Consider the following 18,795-nt stretch of genomic DNA (forward strand, 5'->3'; position numbering starts at 1 on the left):
GGAGCCCGGCGCGGACGACGAGTTGACAGCGGGTTGAGGAGGCAGCGGGTGTTCACCGGGATCGTCGAGGAGCGGGGCGAGGTCGTCGCCGTCGAGCAGTTGCCGGACGCGGCGCGGCTGACGGTGGCCGGCCCGCTGGTCACCTCCGACGCCAGGCACGGCGACTCGATCGCGGTCAACGGCGTCTGCCTGACCGTCGTGGAGGTCTCCGGCGGCGCGTTCACCGCGGACGTCATGCGGGAGACGCTGCGGCGCTCCAGCCTGGACAAGGTGGCGGCCGGCGACCAGGTCAACCTCGAGCGGGCCGCGGCGGTGGGGCAGCGCCTCGGCGGCCACATCGTGCAGGGGCACGTCGACGGCACCGGCGTGGTCCTGTCCAGGGAGCCGTCGGCGCACTGGGAGGTCGTGCGGATCGGGATGCCGCACGACCTGGCCAGGTACGTGGTGGAGAAGGGCTCCATCGCCGTGGACGGCGTGTCGCTGACCGTGGTCGAGGCCGGCGACGACGAGTTCGCGGTCAGCCTCATCCCGACCACGCTGGAGCTGACCACGCTGGGTCAGCGCCAGCCGGGCGACCTGGTGAACCTGGAGGTCGACGTGCTGGCGAAGTACGTCGAACGGCTGGCCGTGCCGCACCTCCCCGGAACCCGCGCCGACCGGCCGGGGGACAATGGCCCGGGGTCGGACAGCAGCGAGGAGGCCCGGTGACCCACTTCGACAGCATCGACGCGGCGTTGGCCGACATCGCGGCCGGCCGGCCGGTGATCGTCGTCGACGACGAGTCGCGGGAGAACGAGGGCGACCTCATCTTCGCCGCCGAGAAGGCCACGCCCGAGCTGGTCGCCTTCATGGTGCGCTACACCTCGGGCTACGTCTGCGTGGCGCTGACCGAGGACGACACCACCCGCCTCGACCTGCCGCCGATGTACCACACCAACCAGGACCGGCGGGGCACCGCGTACACCGTCACGGTGGACGCGAAGGAGGGCGTGAGCACCGGCATCTCCGCCGCCGACCGCGCCCGCACGATCCGCCTGCTCGCCGACCCGTCGGTCGGCGCCGGCGACTTCGTCCGCCCCGGGCACGTCGTGCCGCTGCGGGCCAAGGAGGGCGGCGTGCTGCGCCGCTGCGGCCACACCGAGGCGGCCGTGGACCTGGCCAGGATGGCCGGGCTGCGGCCGGCGGGCGCGCTGTGCGAGATCGTCAGCCAGAAGGACGAGGGCGACATGGCCCGGCGGGACGAGCTCGCCGTGTTCGCCGCCGAGCACGACCTCAAGCTGATCACCATCGCCGACCTGATCGCGTACCGGCGCCGGCACGAGAAGCAGGTCGAGCGGGTCGCCGAGGCCCGCATCCCGACCAGGCACGGCGTCTTCCGCGCCGTCGGCTACGACAGCCTGCTCGACGGCATCGAGCACATCGCCATGGTCTACGGCGAGATCGGTGACGGCGAGGACATCCTGGTCCGCGTGCACTCCGAGTGCCTGACCGGCGACGTGTTCGGTTCGCTGCGCTGCGACTGCGGCCCGCAGCTCGACGCCGCGCTCGGCCGGGTGGCCGAGGAGGGGCGGGGCGTCGTCCTCTACATCCGGGGGCACGAGGGCCGGGGCATCGGCCTGATGCACAAGCTGCAGGCCTACCAGCTCCAGGACTCCGGCCACGACACCGTGGAGGCCAACCTCGCCCTCGGCCTGCCCGCCGACGCGCGGGACTACGGCACCGGGGCGCAGATCCTCGCCGACCTCGGCGTGCGCTCGATGCGGCTGCTGACCAACAACCCGGCCAAGCGGGTCGGGCTGGAGGGCTACGGCCTGCGGGTCGTCGGCCGGGTCGAGCTGCCGGTCCGCCCGAACCCGGAGAACCTGCGTTATCTGCGCACGAAGCGGGACCGGATGGGGCACGAGCTGCACCACCTGGACCCCGCGCACGACCACCGCCCGCAGGACACCGGAGGAGGAGCGACCGCATGAGCGGCGCAGGACGCCCCGAGATCGACGTTCCCGACTGCGCCGGCCTGCGGCTGGCCGTCGTGGCCACCCGGTGGCACACCACGATCACCGAGAGCCTGCTCCAGCGGGCGCTGGCCGCCGCCGCGAAGGCCGGCGTCCGGGAGCCGACCGTGGCGCGGGTGACCGGCGCGGTCGAGCTGCCGGTCGTGTGCCAGGCGCTGGCCAAGCACCACGACGCGGTCGTGGCGCTCGGCGTCGTGATCCGGGGCGGCACCCCGCACTTCGAGTACGTCTGCGACGCGGTGACCGCCGGTCTGACCCGGGTGGCGCTCGACGAGTCGACCCCGGTCGGCAACGGCGTGCTCACCTGCGACACCGAACAGCAGGCGTTGGACCGGGCCGGTCTGCCGGACTCGGTCGAGGACAAGGGTTTCGAGGCGTGCGTGGCCGCGCTCGACACCGCACTGGTGTTGCGGGGGCTGCGGCAGCCGTGGACCGAGCAGGGGTTTGAATGAGCACCATGACCGAGACGCAGCCCCAGCCCCTCGTCGTTCGGCCGCACAAGGCGGCCGTGGTCGCGTGGGCGGTCGCGATCGTGCTGGTCGCGGTGTTCACCGTGGTCGCCGTGCTGCTGAAGAACACCCCGACCGGGGTGTTCTTCCGGACCGCCGACCAGGTCGCGATGGTCGGCGTCGGGGTGCTGCTCGCCGCCGCCGCGTTGCTGTTCACCCGGCCCCGGGTGCGCGCCGACGCGGAGAGCATCGAGGTGCGCAACATCTACGGCACGACCCGCTACCCGTGGTCGGAGGTGGAGGCGCTGAGCTTCCCCGACGGCGCGTCGTTCGCGCGGCTGGAGCTGCCGGACGACGAGTACGTGTCGATCATGGCGATCCAGTCGACCGACGGCGAGCGCGCGGTCCACGCCATGCGCGCGCTGCGCAGGCTCTACCGCGCCAGCCGGACCTGACCGCCGCTCCGACGCGTTATCCCCGACGGGGGCGACCTGGTGTCGCCCCCGTCGGTGTTTTCCCCACCATTTCTCCGGTCGGCGCCCCGCTCGCATGAAGATCATGAATAGAACATCTTCGTGCAAGTTTCTCTCACAGTTGGGTTGCGTGACCACTGGTCATGAATTCGAGAAAGGGTCGACGGTGGCCGCGGGTGCGACTCGGGGGTGAGTTCGATCGCTATTGGCGCGCCTGTTCGCGTGTCGTTGCCGGAGTGCGCCGGCAATGGACCAGACCACGTGTGAGCTCGTTCGGGCGGGTGCTCGGGGTGAGCGCCGCACGGTGACGACAAAGATCATGAACGGGGCGCATTCCCCTCGCTCCCGGCGTCGGTGGCGGGAGTCGGGTGGGAGTCGAGCGGGAGTACTGGGAGAGGCTTCCGAATAAAAGAATTCTTATTGATTCTCGCGGCGCCCCGCTGCCAGCCTGGGACGCGTACCGCCGAACGGCGAGAACAGGGGGAAAAGCCATGAGGAACACTGCCGGTCGCACGCGTCGGGCCGTCGTGCTGGTGGCCGCGCTCGTCGGCCTGGGGGGAGTGCTCTCCGCCCCGCTCGCGTCGGCCGCGGAGCCGGTCGTCGAGCCCGTCGCGGTGGCCGAGGCCGAGGCCGAGGCGACGTCCACCGTCACCGAGGCCGAGATCGCCGCCGCGCCGAAGGTCTCCCGCAAGGACGTGATCGCCCGCGCCAAGGTGTGGCTGACCGCCAACAACGGCAAGCAGGTGCCCTACAGCCAGAGCAAGGTCTGGCGGGACGGCTACCGCCAGGACTGCTCCGGCTACGTCTCGATGGCCGCCAAGCTGGCCAAGCCCGGCCCGAACACGGTCGGCCTGTTCGACGGCCACACCGTCGCCATCAACAAGAAGGACCTGAAGAAGGGTGACCTGCTGATCGACAAGATCGGCAGCAGCAGCACCCGGCACGTGGTCATCTTCGAGAAGTGGGCGAACGACGCGCACACCAAGTACTGGGCCTACGAGCAGCGCGGCGGTCACGGCACCGACCACCGCATCCTGTCCTACGGCATGTCCGGCGACAGCCAGTACAAGGCCCGCCGCCTGAAGAACATCGTCGACTGACCTGAGCCGTCCCCCGTGCGCACCCGGGCCTCGCGCCCGGGTGCGCACGGCTTTTGGCGCTGGCCGGGCCGCCTCCCCGCGAGTGGGCGTGCCACCGGCCAGCGCCACCGGCCAGCGCCGGTGTCCGGCCACCACCGGCCATGGGGAAGAATGGGCTGGTCAGGCAGGCGACGGGCAGGGGAGCGACGGTGGCGGCGATCACGGGTGTGGGCAGTGGCGAGGGCGTGCGGCTCGGGGACATCGTGCTGCGCAACCGTCTGGTCACCTCGTCGAGCCTGCTCGGCTACGGCGTCGCCAACGTCCCGGTGTTCCGCTGGGGCATGAGCCCGATCTCGAACTTCGTGCCGCTGAGCAGCTTCGGCGCGATCACCACGCGCACGCTGACCGTGCGCCCGCGCGACGGCCACTTCACGCTGCGCGACGACTGGAAGCTCAGCGAGCTGCCCAGCCTGCTCCAGCGGTACACCCGCGTGCTGCGGCACACGCGGGGCGGGTGGATCAACGCCTTCGGCTGGTGCAACGTCGGCATCGACGCCTACCTGCGCGACTACTACCCGCGCACCCGGGACCAGCGCACGATCATCTCGCTCGGCGGGTTCTCCGCCGAGGAGTTCGTGACGCTGGTGGACAAGGTCAACGCGGCGGTGCCGGCCGGGGACATCGCGGCGGTCGAGTTCAACGTCTCCTGCCACAACGTGAACTTCGACTTCAACCAGATCATCGAGTCGGTGCTGGCCGAGGCCGTGCCGCGCAGCAACCACCCGGTCATCCTCAAGCTGTCGCCGGACTACGACTACCTCGGGCACGCCGAGCTGGCGGCGAAGCACGGCGTGTCGGCGCTCACCGCCATCAACACCGTGAAGGCGCTGCGGTTGGACCCGCGGACCGGTGAGCCGTTGCTGAAGAACCGCTTCGGCGGGCTCTCCGGCCCGGCGATCAAGCCCATCGCGCTGCGGGTCGTCGCCGAGCTGCGGGACGCGGGCGTCACGCTGCCGATCATCGCCACCGGCGGCATCCGCACCTTCGACGACTGCCGCGAGTACTTCTGGGCCGGCGCGGACGCGGTGAGCCTGGGCAGCGCCGCCTGGTTCGCGCACCCGATGGCGGGCTACGCGCTGGCCCCGCTGGCCGGCCTGCGGTTGCGCCGCCTGGTGCGGCAGGTCGAGCGGTTCACGCCGCCGGCGCGGTGAGCCGGGTCGGCTCCGCTTCGTCGGAGACCCGCTGACCGCCGGTGGTCTCCGTCCGCCCGGACCCGCTGACGCGCCTGATCTCCGAGGCGTCGACGGGTCGGCGGTCGTCGGCGGGGTTGGCGGGTGGGCGGCTGCGGGTCGGCGGGTTGGGACTTTCCGGGGATCGGGTCCTTGGCGGACCGGCGCGGACGTGATCGACGGCACCGGTGGCGGGCTGATCGTTTTCGACTACGTTGCGGACATGCAGATTCGGCTCGACCGTCCGGTGACGCACCCCGCCCAGGTCGGCGGCTCCGGGCGCGAGGAGGACCACGCGCGGGGCGCCGAGAAGGACGCGGCTGTTCGGGAACACCGCCAGCTCACCTTCGACGTGCTCGTCGACGGACTGGAGACCGGTCAACCCGTCCTGTTGCTCCACGGCTTCCCGCAGACCGCGCGGTGCTGGGACCTGGTCACCCCGGCGCTGGCCGCGGCCGGGCTGCGGACCATCGCCCCCGACCAGCGGGGCTACTCGCCGGGCGCCCGGCCGGCCGACGTCGCCGCCTACGCGACGGTCCACCTCGTCGACGACGCCGTCGCGCTCCTCGACGCCCTCGGCGCGGCGGACGCGCACGTGGTCGGGCACGACTGGGGCGCGTTGGTGGCCTGGAAGCTCGCGGCCCAGCACCCGGACCGCGTCCGCAGCCTCACCGCGCTGTCGGTCCCCCACCCCGCCGCCTTCGCCTGGGCCCGGCAGAACGACCCCGACCAGGCCCGCCGCTCCGCGTACATCGACCTGTTCCGGGCCGAGGGCGGGCGCGCCGAGCAGACGCTGCTCGCCGACGACGCGAGCCGGCTGCGCGGTGTCTTCCGCGCGTTGCCGAAGGAGCTGGCCGAGCCCCACGTCCGGGCGATGACCGAGCCGGGCGCGCTCACCGCCGCGCTCAACTGGTACCGCGCCGCGGACATCGACACCCAGCCGGTCGACCCCGTGCGGGTGCCGACGACCTACGTGTGGAGCACGGCCGACCAGGCGCTCGGCCCCGTCGGCGCCCAGCGGTGCGCGGAGCACGTGACCGGCCCGTACCGGTACGTGGAGCTGCGGGGCGTCAGCCACTGGATCCCGGAGGAGGAGCCGGACGCCGTGGTCGAGGCCGTCCTGGCCCACGCCCGGGGCTGAGTCGAGGGGGTTGGGCCGAGGGGGCTGAGCCGAGGGGGCTGGGCCGGCTGACCTGGGCTGACGGACCTGGCCCCAGGGGCTTGGGCTGGCGAACCCCGGCTGGCGGGCCTCGGCTGGCGGACCCTGGGCCGACGCGCCCGCGTCAGCCGCGTTCCGCGCCGCTGGGCCAGACCACCTGCACCGGCACCCCGTGCCGGCGCGCGCTGGCCACGACGTCCGCCGTGCCGCCGGCGCCGTCGGCCGGCCGGCCGTCCCACACCGCGACCATCCGGTCCACCGAGGCGATGACCTCCTGGCTGGCCGCCGCGTAGGCGCGTCGCTCCGACCGGGGGAAGGGCAGCACCCGGACGCTGCTCGCCGCGTCGAGCAGCGCGTCGAACTCGGGTCGTTGCGGTGGTCGCAGCCGCTCCCGGTAGTCGGCGGCCGGCAGGACCACCTCCAGCCGGCCGCCGAGGTCGAGCACGATCCTGGCGAACACCTGGTCCGCCCCGGGCGCCAGGCAGCTCACCCCGGTCAACCCGGGCTCCGGCGGCAGGGCCGCCCGGATGCCCCGGCCGACGAGCGGCAGGCTGGGCGTGGTCAGGTTGGAGTGCCCGGTGATGCCGACGCGCACCGCGTTCCACCTCCGTCGTCGCGGTCGGTCACCGGACGGCCCGCGGAGGCGGCGACTCCCGTCGGCCTCCGGCGGCCGTGCTCAGGCGGACAACACCGTGCGGATCGCGTCCCGCGTCTCCCGCACCGGGGTCTCCTGTCGGTACCGGCCGGTCTCCCGCGCGAAGTCCTGAAGTTTCCGCAGCACCCGCCCCGAGTGCAGCTTGGCCGCCGTGGGCAGCACCCCCCTGACCAGCCGGCACGCCTCCTCGGGCTCGCCGACGACCACCAGGGCGCGCCCCAGTCCGATGACGTCGAAGGCCCGGTTGCGGACCTTCGACGGGTGCCGCAGGGCCAGGGCGCGCCGGATGTGCTGGGTCGCCAACCCCGCCTGGCGCGGGTCGTGCCGGGCCAGGTCGCGCATCCTGGCGCCGAGCACACCGGCCAGCTCCGCCTCGTCGAAGTTGTCCAGCCACGCCGGCTCGGCCGCCGGGTCGCGCGCGGTGAAGCACTCCTGCGCCATCCCGACCGCCCGGTGGAACTCCGGCACCCGGCCCATCTGCGCGTACGCCCACGCCTCCCGGGTGAGCAGCAGCGCCCGCAGCGTCGGCGACGCGCTGCGGCGGGTGCCGTACTGGCCGAGCTGGACCAGCTCCAGGCCGTCCTCCGGCCGGCCGAGGTCGAACATCTGCCGGGCCATCGCCGCCAGGCAGCAGGCGGCGAACGGGTCGTTGCGCCCCGCCTTGGCCATCCGCACGGCCAGCACGTAGTACCGCTGCGCGGCCTGGTGCATGCCGGCGTCCCAGGACATGGTCGCCACCACCTTCGCCAGCTCCGCGCCGACGAAGAAGGCCCGCTCGGTCGTCGACCCGGCCGGCGCCCGGCGCAGCCGGTCGGCCAGCTCGTTGAGCTGGCCCAGCACGGCCTTGCGGGCCAGTCCCGCGCTGCCCCGCAGGCTCCAGCCGCGTAAGCCGGCCGCGACCCGTTGCAACGCGGCCAGCTCGTCCTCGCTGATGGCCGAGCCCGACGCCCACCGCGCCAGCGGCTGCAGCGGGCTGAGCCACCGCTGCATGGGTTCCACCAGGGCCGGTCCCACGGCCACGGCGGCCGCTCCGGTGAGCGCCGCACGTCTGCTGATCGCCAAGTCGCTCCTCGTCGTCTCCTCGACCGACCGGGCCACGTTCGGCGCGTCCCACGGCGCGCCGAGCACGTCCGGCGGGGCCGCGGCGTCGCCGTCGTCCTGCCGCGCGGGGCCCGTCCGGTCGAACCACAGCTTCTCCGCCGGCACGCCGAGCACCTCGGCGAAGTGCCGCAGCCGGTCCATGCGCTCGATCGGGTTCTGCCCGTTCTCGTACCTCGACAGCTGGGCCTGGCTGATGCCCAGCCAGGCGGCCAGCCGGTCCTGGGTGATCCGGTGGACGTGGTGCGGGTGGTGGCGGTACGCGGCCAGCAACGCGCCCATGTCCTGGTCGGCGAACGCCTCGGCGAGCGCCGCGTGGTCCCAGAAGGCGGCGGGGAGCTGGGGCGGACCGCCCACCTCCGGGCGAGCGTTGCGCCGACACCCGTGGCACAGCCGGTCCGGGTTGTCCGCCGCGATCAACGCTCCGCACGGACACACGCGCCGGGCGCTGGAGCTGGGTAATCCGATCGGTTGCATGGCGTTGCCCCCGTAACTGACCGTGCACGCAGTGTATGGGCTGGTCAACGGGTGTCCATGCACGCGGTGCATGAAACCCACTCGCCCCCATCCGACGGTGTGATCCATCCGGCGTATCCCGGACAACCACCCGACGTGTGGAACGCGCTGCGACACCCGCGCACCCTGCTGCTGCGGACGGTGACCGGGACGACCTCCTGGTCACCGGCCGCCCACCACCTGTTCCCGAAGCCGAAGGTGTTCCGTGATGGGAAGCACGCACAGCGCCGTGGCCGCCGCGGTCGCCCCCGAGGACCGCGCCGCGGAACGGTCGATGCCCGAGATCGCCGCGAGCTACGCGCGGCTGATGGGCTGGCCGGTGGTCGTGACGGACAACGGGATCCTGCTGCCGCTCAGCTCGGCCCACACGGCGTTGACCATGCCGGAGCACCGCGGCGTCGACGTGCTCGCCGGACTGCGGGCGCGGATGCTGGCCGGCCCGGTGCTCGCGGTGCCCGGGCCCCAGCCGCGCTGGGTCTTCCTGGCCGAGCTGGTGGCGTTGCTGCCCACCCAGCTCACCACGCCGGCCGAGGTGCGGTTCGTGCGCGCGCCGCACCAGGTCCCGCTGCCGCCGAGCCCGACGCCGCACGGCCCGGTCACCTGGGCCAACCCGCCGACGGCCAGCCGGCGCTGGTTCCCGCCGTTCACCGCCGTGCTCGCGGTGGCCAGGACCGTCGTGCCCGAGTACTGAGCCGGCCCGGCGCCGACCCGGCCGCACGTCGCCGCGACCCCGGATGTGAGGATCGGGGGAGCGAGCGAGGGAGGTCCCGGGGTGAGCGACGCGGGCGACGCGGTGCGGTCGCGCCGGTCGGTGTTGTGCGGCCTTGCGGTGGCGCTGGCGGCGCCCGGCGTCGTTGCGGCGTGCGGTGAGCCGACCCGAACCGCCCGGAAGGGCGGGGTGGGCGGCGCGCAGCCGGGCACGAAGGTGGCCGCTGTGGCCGACCTGCCGGTCGGCGGCGGCCGCCTGGTCGACGTCCCGAACGGCGGCCGGCTGCTGCTGGTGCGGCCGGCCGAGGCCGAGGTCCGGGCGTTCGACCCCACCTGCCCACACCTGGGCGCGCTGGTGTCCGAGCCGGCCAGGGGTGTGGCCGTCTGCCCGACGCACGGCAGCGAGTTCGACGCCAGCAGCGGCGAGGTGCGCAGGGGGCCGGCCGTGCGCGGCCTGACCGCGGTGCCCGTGGCGGTGCGGGACGGCCAGGTCGTCCTCGCCTGACCCGCTTCGGAGCGGCGGCGCGCCCGTGGCTCCCGGAACGACCGGTCGGAGCCGCCGGTGATCGCCGGCGCGGCGGGCTGGCCCCCACCCGGACCGGTGATCCTCGTCCGCCCCCGGAACGCCTCCCGTCCCAGGACAGCCCCCACCCGCCCTGGGGGGCGAGCCCTGCTCCAGCCTATCGGCCCATCACACAGCGTCAAAAGGCATCACGCTGCGCTGTGGACAAAACCGGGTGACTGTGGACAACTCCGCCACCGGACCTGTGGACAACCGGTGATCCGGGCCCCTCGGACCCACGCGGACCCGCGACCCCCGCCCTCACCTGTGGACAACTCCGCAAGATCGGCCGCGACCGGCGTGACCAGCGCTTCCCCGATCGATGACGCCCGCGCCCGCCGGCTTGCGCACTGTCCGCGCCGGGCGTCCCATGACCGCAGCGCCGAGCTTGGAGGCTGGTCATGGACGAGGTGAGACCCCGACGTCGGCAGGTGCTGCACGGTCTCGCGGTGACGCTGTCGGCCCCCGGCTGGGGCGGGTGCGACACGGGGACCGAGCCCCCGGTCCCGCCGGTCAGCCCGCCGAGACGGGAGCCGACGTCGTCGAGCGCCCCGTCCTCGCCGGCCGGGCCGCCGCCGGTGGCGGCGGTGGCCGACATCCCGCTGGGCGGCGGCCGGGTCGTGGACCGGCCGGACGGTCGCAAGCTCCTGCTGGTCCGACCGGCGGAGGCCGACGTGCGCGGCTTCGACCCCACCTGCCCCCACCAGGGGTGCACCGTGCCCCCGCCGGTCGACGGCGTGATCACCTGCCCCTGCCACGCCAGCCAGTTCGACGGACCCACCGGGGCGCTGCGCCGCGGGCCGGCCACGCGCGGCCTGACCGCCGTCCCGGTGAAGGTCGAGGGCGAGCACGTGGTCCTGGCCTGAACGCGCCGCCGGCGCCCGGCGCGGCTCAGCCTGTGCTGCTCGGTGCGTCCGCCTCAGCGCGTGTGACTGAGCCCGTGTGACTGAGCCCGTGCGACTCAGCCCGTGCGACTCAGCGCGGCAACGCCGGCAGCGGCACCACCCGTTTCGCGTCGGAGACCAGGTTGGCCACGATGCCGACCGCCGCGCCGGCGTCGATCATCCCGGCGCCGCACTCCGACCGGGACTCCGCGTCGCACACCCCCGGCAGCACCCGGGCGGTGTTCTGGATCGCCCACTTCACCAGGTACGGGCTCAGGCCCTGCCCGAGGAGCAGCGCCGCGAGCCCGGCGACGTGCGGCGTCGCCATGCTCGTGCCCTGGTAGTAGGCCCAGCCGGGCTCGGCCGGGGTCCGCTGCCCGGTGTTCACGGTGGACAGCACGCCGTTCTCCCGCGTGGGCCGGGTCTCGCCGCCCGGTGCCGCGACGTCGACCGGCCAGCCGTGGTTGGAGTAGGCGGCCCGGTTGCCCTCGCGGTCCAGCGCGGCGACCACGATCTTGGGCGCCGTGCAGTTGGCCGGGGTGTGCTCGTCGGCGGGGCCGTTGCTGTTGCCGGCCGCGATCACCGCGATCGCGCCCCGCAGGTAGGACTCGTGCAGCGCCGAGTTGAGCGCCCTCGGGCAGTCCTCCCGGCCACCGAGGCTGAGGTTGATCACCTTGGCCGGCGTGGGGTTGGCCGGCGCGCCCGGCACCGGCAGCCCGGCCGCCCAGGCGATGCCGTTGGTGACGTCGGCGATCGTCCCGCCGCACGCGCCGAGAACGCGGACCGGCTGGATCCGCGCCTGGGGGGCGACCCCGGCCACGCCGTAGCCGTCGTCGGCCACCGCGGCCACGGTCCCGGCGACGTGCGTCCCGTGCCAGGTGCTCGCGCCGCCCGGCACGTCGGGACCGCACTCGTCCTCCACGGTCCAGTCGCCCTCGTCGGCGGGGTCGTCGTCCCACCCGTCGCCGTCCCTGGACATCAGGTCGTCGGTGATGAAGTCGAAGCCCTTGACGTACCGGCTGTCCAGGTCGGGGTGGGCGGTGCGGCCGGTGTCGACCACGGCGACGACGACCCCCTTCCCCCTGGCGCCCCAGGCCCACGCGGCCGTCGCGTTCACCCCGGCGGGCTCCCGGGGCGGCCCCTGGAGGGACCACTGCTCGGGGAACCGCGGGTCGTTCGGGCCGACGGCGGTGGAACGGTCCGGCAGGCCGGGCGCCGGCAGGACGAGGTTCGGCTCCACGAACTCGACGTCGGGGTGGTCGGCGATCGTGTGCATGAGCCGTTCGGCGTGCTGGGCGTCGGTCGGTGCGGGATCGGGGCGCACCACGACGTGGCCGAGGGCCACGGGCGCGGCCGCGGACAGGTGGACGCCGTCGTGCGCGCCCAGCCCGGCCTGGGCGGCGTTCAGGTCGCCACCGGCGGGCGCGCTGCCCGCGCGGTACTTGACGATGAAGCCGCGGAACCGCGCGCCGCTGGCGAGCCCGGCGACCGACACCTTGTGCGACACGCGGCCTTCGGGTTCCGCTCCGTCCCCGGCCGCGGTGGGGGCGGCGCTCGTGGCCGTCGGCCCGACCGCGACGAGCGCCGCCGCGGCGACCGCGCCGGCGGTGAGGGAGGTCAGGACCGGGGCGGCCGGGCGGCGACCGCGCCGGCGGCGGGGCGGAGGGGGCACCGGGGCGAACGACGACGAGAGAGCCATGGCGACGTTCTCCACTTCCGAGAGGCCGAGTGAGCGTCACGAAGGGCTGGTCAGGAGGTGCGTGCGTCAGTGAGGTGCGCGCGTCGGTGAGCTGGGTGCGTCAGGAGATGCGCGCGCGGGCAGGCGGCGGGTTCGCCGGTCGGCGGGCCGACGCGGTCGGCCACTGCGGTCAGCCCCGCGTGGGGTGACCACACGTGAGGGCGGTGCCGGACCGGTACCGGTCCGTCGAGGGATGGCGATCGCCGACCGTGATTCGACGGTAGGTGCGGCTTCCGGCACTCGCAGCGGCGGGTAGCGGAAGCAACACGGAGAGGTGACAGCTTGGGGGCTGACGGATCACCCGGCTCCGCACCACTGCGGCCGAGCCGGGGGGCGCGGTCCGGAACGCCCGGCCCAGAGCGCCGCGGTCCCAAAGCACCCTGGTTCCAAAGCGGTTCCAAAGCGCCCCGGCCCCGGAGCGCCCCGGTCGTCAGAGCGTTTCGGTCGCGAACCGGGCCCGCAGCGCCGCCAGCCGGTCGCCGGTCAGCTCCTCGCCGTGCGTCAGCGCCCGGTCGATCGCGCGGAAGTAGTCCTCGTACCCGGCGGGGGTGAGCACGAACAGGCACCGCGCCCACGCCGTGCCCTCGTTGCGGAAGCCGTGGGCCACACCCCGGGGGACCGCGACGGCGCCGCCGGCGCCGACCGTCCGCGCTCCCCGGTCGACGTCGAAGGTGACCTCGCCGTCGAGCACGTAGAAGTACTCCTCGTGGCCGTGGTGCACGTGCGGCGCCGCGCCCAGCGCGCCCGGAGGGAACCGGAACTCCACGATGGACAGCGCGCCGCCGGTCGCGGAGCCGGGAAGCCGGACGACGTACTCGCCGGCTGGGGCGCGCAACCGCTCGCCGTCCTCGGGGAGCTGGGCGAAGGCGGCAGGCAGCGACGTCACCTGATCAGCTTATCCACGGTGGTGTACCCGGCCGAGGGGGAATCCGGAAACGTCACCCACGAATGGGTGGGTGACGGTGCCGGCCCGTAGGCTGAGGGCGTGGCCGACCCGTCGACCTACCGCCCGGCACCGGGCACCATCCCGGACGCACCAGGGGTCTACAAGTTCCGCGACGTGACCGGGCGGGTCATCTACGTCGGCAAGGCCAAGAGCCTGCGCAGCCGACTCTCCTCCTACTTCGCCGACCTCGCGACCCTGCACCCGCGCACCCGGCAGATGGTGACCACCGCGGCGGCCGTCGAGTGGACGGTGGTCAGCACGGAGGTGGAGGCGCTCCAGCTCGAGTACTCCTGGATCAAGGAGTTCGACCCCCGGTTCAACGTCCGCTACCGCGACGACAAGTCGTACCCGGTGCTGGCGGTGACCCTGCACGAGGAGTTCCCCCGGCTGCACGTCTACCGCGGCCCCCGGAAGAAGGGCGTGCGGTACTTCGGCCCCTACGCCCACGCCTGGGCGATCCGCGAGACGCTCGACCTGCTGCTGCGCGTGTTCCCCTCGCGCACCTGCTCCGCGGGCGTGTTCCGGCGGCACCAGCAGATCGGCCGGCCCTGCCTGCTCGGCTACATCGACAAGTGCTCGGCGCCCTGCGTGGGCCGGGTCTCCCCCGACCAGCACCGCGCCATCGTCGAGGACTTCTGCGACTTCCTCGCCGGGCGCACCGACTCGCTCGTGCGGCGGCTGGAGCGGGAGATGGCCGCCGCCGCCGAGGAGCTGGAGTTCGAGCGCGCCGCGCGGCTCCGCGACGACGTCGGCGCGCTGCGCCGGGCGATGGAGAAGCAGGCCGTGGTGCTCGGCGACGGCACCGACGCCGACGTGGTGGCCTTCGCCCAGGACGAGCTGGAGGCCGCCGTCCAGGTCTTCCACGTGCGCGGTGGCCGGGTGCGCGGCCAGCGCGGCTGGGTGATCGACAAGGTCGAGGAGGCCGACACCCCCGGCCTGGTCGCCCAGTTCCTCAGCCAGTTCTACGGCGAGCAGGCGGCGCTGGCCGAGCAGTCCGACACCGGCGGCGGCAGCCCGGTGCCCAGGGAGGTGCTCGTGCCGGAGCTGCCGGCCGACGCCGACACCCTCGCCGACTGGCTCAGCGAGCTGCGGGGCTCCCGGGTGCAGCTCCGGGTGCCGCAGCGCGGCGACAAGCGGGCGTTGATGGAGACCGTCGCGCGCAACGCCACCGAGGCGTTCGCCCAGCACAAGCTGCGCCGCGCCGGCGACCTCACGGCCCGCTCCGCCGCGTTGCAGGAGCTCCAGGAGTCGCTGGGGCTGGAGACCGCGCCGCTGCGGATCGAGTGCGTCGACGTCAGCCACGTGCAGGGCAGCGACGTGGTGGCCTCGCTGGTGGTGTTCGAGGACGGCCTGGCCCGCAAGTCCGAGTACCGGCGGTTCGCGGTCCGCGAGGGCGCCGAGCGGGGCGACGTCGGCTCGATCGCCGAGGTCGTCCGCCGGCGGTTCACGGCCTACCTGCGGGAGACCGGGGAGGCCGCCGGGGGGGAGGGCCCCGCGGGCATCGACCCGGAGACCGGTCGGCCGCGCAGGTTCGCCTACCCGCCCAACCTCCTGGTCGTCGACGGCGGCGCCCCGCAGGTCGAGGCGGCGGCCGACGTGCTCGCCGAATTGGGTGTCACCGACGTCGCCGTGGTGGGATTGGCCAAGCGGCTGGAGGAGGTGTGGGTCCCCGGGGAGGCCGACCCGCTCATCCTGCCGCGCACCAGCGAGGCGTTGTACCTGCTCCAGCGGGTGCGCGACGAGGCGCACCGGTTCGCCATCGGCTACCACCGCCAGAAGCGCTCGAAGCGGATGACCGCCTCGGCGCTGGACGACGTGCCCGGGCTCGGGCAGACGCGCAGGGCGGCGTTGCTGAAGCACTTCGGCTCGGTGCGCCGCCTGCGGGAGGCCAGCGTCGAGGAGATCAGCGCCGTGCCCGGCGTGGGCCGGCGGACGGCGGAGGCGGTGCACGCCGCGCTGCTGGGCGAGGCGGGTGGGGCCGCCGCCGACGGCGAGGGGACGCCGCCGGCACCGCCAGCAGCGCTGGCGCAGGCAGCACCGGTGGCGCAGGCAGCACCGGTGGCGCCGGCAGCGCCGGCGGCGGAACCAGCGCCGACGGCCCCGCTCGCGGGGGCGGCGACGGGCGGGACCCAGGCCGGGGGGCCTGGTGGCGGAGCACTCCCCGGTGGCGCCGGGGGAGCTGGCTCGGGGGACGACGGCGCCGCGCGGCGGGGTGTCGGGGGAGACGACACAGCGAGCACTGACCCGGCGGGAGCCGGGCGGAACGGGGAGAGGTAGTGAGCGGGGAGAAGGCGGGTATCGAGGTCGCCGTCGTGTCCGGGCTGTCCGGCGCTGGTCGCAGCACCGCGGCCAAGTGCCTGGAGGACCTCGGCTGGTTCGTGGTGGACAACCTGCCGCCGGAGCTGATCTCCACCATGGTGGAGCTGGGGGCGACGTCGCGGGGCGCGATCACCAGGGTCGCCGTGGTGATGGACGTGCGGAGCCGGGCGTTCACCGAGGACCTCGCCTCGGTGATCAAGGACCTGGACGCCAGGGGCTACAAGCCCAGGGTGTTGTTCCTGGAGGCGACCGACGCGGTGCTGATCCGCCGGTTCGAGGCGGTCCGGCGGGGCCACCCGCTGCAGGGCGACGGCCGGCTGGCTGACGGCATCGAGACGGAGCGCCGCCTGCTGGCCCCGCTGCGGGAGGAGGCCGACCTGGTGCTGGACAGCAGCGGCCTGTCCGTGCACCAGCTCCGGGCCAAGATCGAGGACGCGTTCGGCACCGAGGCCAGCACCCGCACCCGGGTCACCGTCCTGTCCTTCGGCTACAAGTACGGCCTGCCGATGGACGCCGACCTGGTGATGGACGTGCGCTTCCTGCCCAACCCGTTCTGGATCCCCGAGCTGCGCGAGCAGAGCGGCCTGGACGACGACGTGCGCAACTACGTGCTCACCCAGGAGGGCGCGGACGAGTTCCTGGACCGCTACCACGAGCTGCTGCGGCTCATCGGCGCCGGCTACCGCCGCGAGGGCAAGCGGTACCTGACGCTGGCCGTGGGCTGCACCGGTGGTAAGCACCGGAGTGTGGCGATCTCCGAGGAACTGGCCAGCAGACTGGCCACCGAGGACGGAATGGCGGTCAAGGTCGTGCACCGGGACCTGGGGCGCGAGTGACGAACAGCACCAACGGCACCAACGGCTCCACCCCACGGCACCAGGCGGGACTTCGCGCGGTCGCGCTCGGCGGCGGCCACGGGCTCCAGGCCACGCTGGGCGCGCTCCGCCGGGTGACCGACGACGTCACCGCCGTGGTCACCGTCGCCGACGACGGCGGGTCCTCCGGCCGGTTGCGCCGCGAGTTGGGCATGCTGCCGCCGGGAGACCTGCGCAAGGCGCTCGCCGCGCTCGCCGCGGCCGACGGCGGCGGCAGGCTGTGGGCCGAGGTGTTCCAGCACCGCTTCGGCGGCAGCGGGGCGTTGGCCGGGCACTCGGTCGGCAACCTGGTGCTGGCCGGGCTGCTGGAGGTGCTCGGCGACCCGGTGGCCGCGCTGGACGAGGCCCGGCGGCTGCTGGGCGTGCGCGGCCGGGTGCTGCCGATGTCGGAGGACCCGCTGGACATCGAGGCCGAGGTGACCGGTCTGGACGAGGACCCGCGCGCGGTGCGCCGCATCCGGGGGCAGGTGGCCGTGGCCACCACGCCCGGCCGGGTGCGGCGCGTGCGGCTGCTGCGGGCCGACGACCCGGCCGCCATGCCCAGGGCCTGCCAGGAGGCGGTGCGCGCGGTGCTGGACGCCGACGTCGTGCTGCTCGGCCCCGGCTCGTGGTTCACCAGCGTGCTGCCGCACCTGATGGTGCCCGAGCTGCACGACGCGCTGGTGCGGACCTCGGCCCACCGCGTGGTCGTGCTCAACCTGGAGCCCCAGCCGGGGGAGACCGCGGGTTTCTCGCCGGAGCAGCACCTGCACGTGTTGGCCGAGCACGCGCCGCGCCTGCGCGTGGACGCGGTCGTGGCCGACGAGTCGACACCCACCCCCGACCGGTTGCGGCGCGCCGCGGCGGAGCTGGGCGCCAGGACGGTGCTGGGCCGGGTGGCCGCGGTCTCGTCCGGGTCGGCCCGGCACGACCCGGAGGCGTTGGCCGCGAGCCTGCGGGAGGCTTTCCCGCCGGAAGGCGACGGCGTCGCGACGGCGACGGGGAACAGCGGCGCCGGCGGGGGCGTTGCCCCGCCGTCAGCGCACCCGCGCGCCGCAGAGCGAGAGGAGGACGCCCCGTGGCGATGACCGCGGCGGTCAAGGACGAGTTGAGCCGCCTGAGCGTGACCAAGACCTGCTGCCGCCGCGCCGAGGTCTCCTCGCTGCTGCGGTTCGCCGGTGGCCTGCACATCGTGGCGGGTCGGGTCGTGGTCGAGGCCGAGCTCGACACCGGGTCGACCGCGCGTCGGCTGCGCAAGGAGATCCACGAGCTGTTCGGGCACACCTCGGACGTGCACGTGATCACGTCCGGCGGCCTGCGCAAGGGCACGCGGTACGTGGTGCGCGTGGTCAGGGACGGCGAGGGCCTGGCGCGGCAGACCGGCCTGCTCGACCCGAGGGGCCGTCCGGTGCGCGGTCTGCCGGCGCCGGTGGTGTCCGGCGGCGTCTGCGACTCCGAGGCCGCGTGGCGGGGCGCGTTCCTGGCGCACGGCTCGCTGACCGAGCCGGGCCGCTCCAGCGCCCTGGAGGTCACCTGCCCGGGGCCGGAGGCGGCGTTGGCGCTGGTCGGGGCCGCGCGGCGGCTCGGCATCCAGGCCAAGTCGCGGGAGGTGCGGGGCGCCGACCGCGTCGTGGTGCGCGACGGCGACGCCATCGGCGCGATGCTCACCAGGCTCGGCGCGCACTCCAGCGTGCTGGCCTGGGAGGAGCGCCGGATGCGCCGGGAGGTGCGGGCGACCGCCAACCGGCTGGCGAACTTCGACGACGCCAACCTGCGGCGGTCGGCGCGGGCGGCGGTGGCCGCGGCGGCGCGGGTCGCGCGCGCGTTGGACATCCTGGGCGAGCAGGCGCCGGACCACCTGGTGGCGGCGGGTCAGCTCCGGCTGAGCCACCGGCAGGCGTCGCTGGAGGAGCTCGGGCAGCTCTCCGAGCCGCCGATGACCAAGGACGCGGTGGCCGGCCGCATCCGGCGGCTGCTGGCGATGGCCGACAAGCGCGCCCGCGAGCTGGGCGTGCCGGACACCGAGTCGGCGGTCACGCCGGAGATGCTCGAAGCGGAGGCATGACCGGCGCCCCCTCACCTGCTGGCGTGATCGTCTGCCCGTTGAGCGCGAG

18 protein-coding genes are annotated in these 18,795 nt (G+C 74.4%); 14 read left to right on the forward strand and 4 right to left on the reverse strand.

What is annotated here, in order from left to right; all coding sequences use genetic code 11:
* Nucleotides 1-48 precede the first annotated feature (48 nt).
* From BUE43_RS06380 to BUE43_RS06410, 7 genes are all read left to right on the forward strand, one after another.
* Entirely contained in the window at nucleotides 49-708 is a 660-nt protein-coding gene (locus BUE43_RS06380; RefSeq protein ID WP_073480470.1) for a riboflavin synthase, read from the forward strand.
* Nucleotides 705-1,970 (forward strand): bifunctional 3,4-dihydroxy-2-butanone-4-phosphate synthase/GTP cyclohydrolase II, encoded by a 1,266-nt coding sequence (locus BUE43_RS06385; protein WP_073480471.1) that lies wholly within the window; start codon nucleotides 705-707, stop codon nucleotides 1,968-1,970. The genes BUE43_RS06380 and BUE43_RS06385 overlap by 4 nt, the downstream gene beginning before the upstream one ends.
* Complete coding sequence (ribH, locus tag BUE43_RS06390) at nucleotides 1,967-2,464, forward strand: 6,7-dimethyl-8-ribityllumazine synthase (RefSeq protein ID WP_073480472.1); 498 nt, start codon at nucleotides 1,967-1,969, stop codon at nucleotides 2,462-2,464. The genes BUE43_RS06385 and ribH overlap by 4 nt, the downstream gene beginning before the upstream one ends.
* On the forward strand, nucleotides 2,461-2,916 hold the full coding sequence (locus BUE43_RS06395; RefSeq protein WP_073480473.1) for a PH domain-containing protein: 456 nt from the start codon (nucleotides 2,461-2,463) through the stop codon (nucleotides 2,914-2,916). Before ribH ends, BUE43_RS06395 begins: the two co-directional genes overlap by 4 nt.
* A gap of 509 nt (nucleotides 2,917-3,425) precedes the next feature.
* Nucleotides 3,426-4,034, forward strand: coding sequence for an NlpC/P60 family protein (locus BUE43_RS06400; protein WP_073480474.1), 609 nt, complete (start codon nucleotides 3,426-3,428; stop codon nucleotides 4,032-4,034).
* A gap of 188 nt (nucleotides 4,035-4,222) precedes the next feature.
* Nucleotides 4,223-5,224 (forward strand): beta/alpha barrel domain-containing protein, encoded by a 1,002-nt coding sequence (locus BUE43_RS06405; RefSeq protein WP_073480475.1) that lies wholly within the window; start codon nucleotides 4,223-4,225, stop codon nucleotides 5,222-5,224.
* A gap of 241 nt (nucleotides 5,225-5,465) precedes the next feature.
* Nucleotides 5,466-6,383, forward strand: a complete 918-nt coding sequence (locus BUE43_RS06410; protein ID WP_083959493.1) for an alpha/beta fold hydrolase — start codon at nucleotides 5,466-5,468, stop codon at nucleotides 6,381-6,383.
* Nucleotides 6,384-6,525: 142 nt separating this feature from the next.
* Here the strand turns inward: BUE43_RS06410 and BUE43_RS06415 are convergent, their stop codons facing one another.
* Nucleotides 6,526-6,996, reverse strand: coding sequence for a hypothetical protein (locus BUE43_RS06415; protein ID WP_073480476.1), 471 nt, complete (start codon nucleotides 6,994-6,996; stop codon nucleotides 6,526-6,528).
* An 81-nt stretch (nucleotides 6,997-7,077) separates the two neighbouring features.
* On the reverse strand, nucleotides 7,078-8,574 hold the full coding sequence (locus BUE43_RS06420) for a helix-turn-helix domain-containing protein (protein ID WP_234995575.1): 1,497 nt from the start codon (nucleotides 8,572-8,574) through the stop codon (nucleotides 7,078-7,080).
* Between the two features lie 304 nt (nucleotides 8,575-8,878).
* Here BUE43_RS06420 and BUE43_RS06425 point away from each other — a divergent pair, with 304 nt between their 5' ends.
* From BUE43_RS06425 to BUE43_RS06435, 3 genes are all read left to right on the forward strand, one after another.
* Nucleotides 8,879-9,361 carry a hypothetical protein gene (locus BUE43_RS06425; RefSeq protein WP_073480478.1) on the forward strand — a complete coding sequence of 161 codons (483 nt, stop codon included), beginning with the start codon at nucleotides 8,879-8,881 and terminating at the stop codon, nucleotides 9,359-9,361.
* Between the two features lie 81 nt (nucleotides 9,362-9,442).
* A complete protein-coding gene (locus tag BUE43_RS06430) occupies nucleotides 9,443-9,883 on the forward strand; it encodes a Rieske (2Fe-2S) protein (RefSeq protein WP_143173993.1) in 441 nt (146 codons plus the stop codon).
* Between the two features lie 458 nt (nucleotides 9,884-10,341).
* Nucleotides 10,342-10,806, forward strand: a complete 465-nt coding sequence (locus tag BUE43_RS06435; protein WP_073480479.1) for a Rieske (2Fe-2S) protein — start codon at nucleotides 10,342-10,344, stop codon at nucleotides 10,804-10,806.
* 109 nt (nucleotides 10,807-10,915) lie between these two features.
* Here BUE43_RS06435 and BUE43_RS06440 read toward each other — a convergent pair whose 3' ends face one another.
* The gene (locus BUE43_RS06440) at nucleotides 10,916-12,523 is read right to left on the reverse strand and encodes a S8 family serine peptidase (RefSeq protein ID WP_073480480.1); all 1,608 of its coding nucleotides are present in this window, start codon (nucleotides 12,521-12,523) and stop codon (nucleotides 10,916-10,918) included.
* Between the two features lie 469 nt (nucleotides 12,524-12,992).
* Nucleotides 12,993-13,448, reverse strand: coding sequence for a cupin domain-containing protein (locus BUE43_RS06445; protein WP_073480481.1), 456 nt, complete (start codon nucleotides 13,446-13,448; stop codon nucleotides 12,993-12,995).
* A gap of 99 nt (nucleotides 13,449-13,547) precedes the next feature.
* Here BUE43_RS06445 and uvrC point away from each other — a divergent pair, with 99 nt between their 5' ends.
* The 4 genes from uvrC to whiA are packed head-to-tail and all read left to right on the forward strand — an operon-like array spanning nucleotide 13,548 to nucleotide 18,746.
* Nucleotides 13,548-15,785 carry an excinuclease ABC subunit UvrC gene (gene uvrC / locus BUE43_RS06450; RefSeq protein ID WP_083959402.1) on the forward strand — a complete coding sequence of 746 codons (2,238 nt, stop codon included), beginning with the start codon at nucleotides 13,548-13,550 and terminating at the stop codon, nucleotides 15,783-15,785.
* 20 nt (nucleotides 15,786-15,805) lie between these two features.
* A complete protein-coding gene (gene rapZ, locus BUE43_RS06455) occupies nucleotides 15,806-16,663 on the forward strand; it encodes an RNase adapter RapZ (protein WP_073480937.1) in 858 nt (285 codons plus the stop codon).
* The gene (locus BUE43_RS06460; protein ID WP_083959403.1) at nucleotides 16,660-17,769 is read left to right on the forward strand and encodes a gluconeogenesis factor YvcK family protein; all 1,110 of its coding nucleotides are present in this window, start codon (nucleotides 16,660-16,662) and stop codon (nucleotides 17,767-17,769) included. Before rapZ ends, BUE43_RS06460 begins: the two co-directional genes overlap by 4 nt.
* Nucleotides 17,760-18,746: a DNA-binding protein WhiA gene (whiA, locus tag BUE43_RS06465; protein ID WP_073480482.1), complete on the forward strand. Its 987-nt coding sequence runs from the start codon at nucleotides 17,760-17,762 to the stop codon at nucleotides 18,744-18,746. The genes BUE43_RS06460 and whiA overlap by 10 nt, the downstream gene beginning before the upstream one ends.
* Nucleotides 18,747-18,795 lie beyond the last annotated feature (49 nt).

The sequence above is a fragment of the Streptoalloteichus hindustanus genome, assembly GCF_900129375.1.
GTDB lineage: Bacteria > Actinomycetota > Actinomycetes > Mycobacteriales > Pseudonocardiaceae > Streptoalloteichus > Streptoalloteichus hindustanus.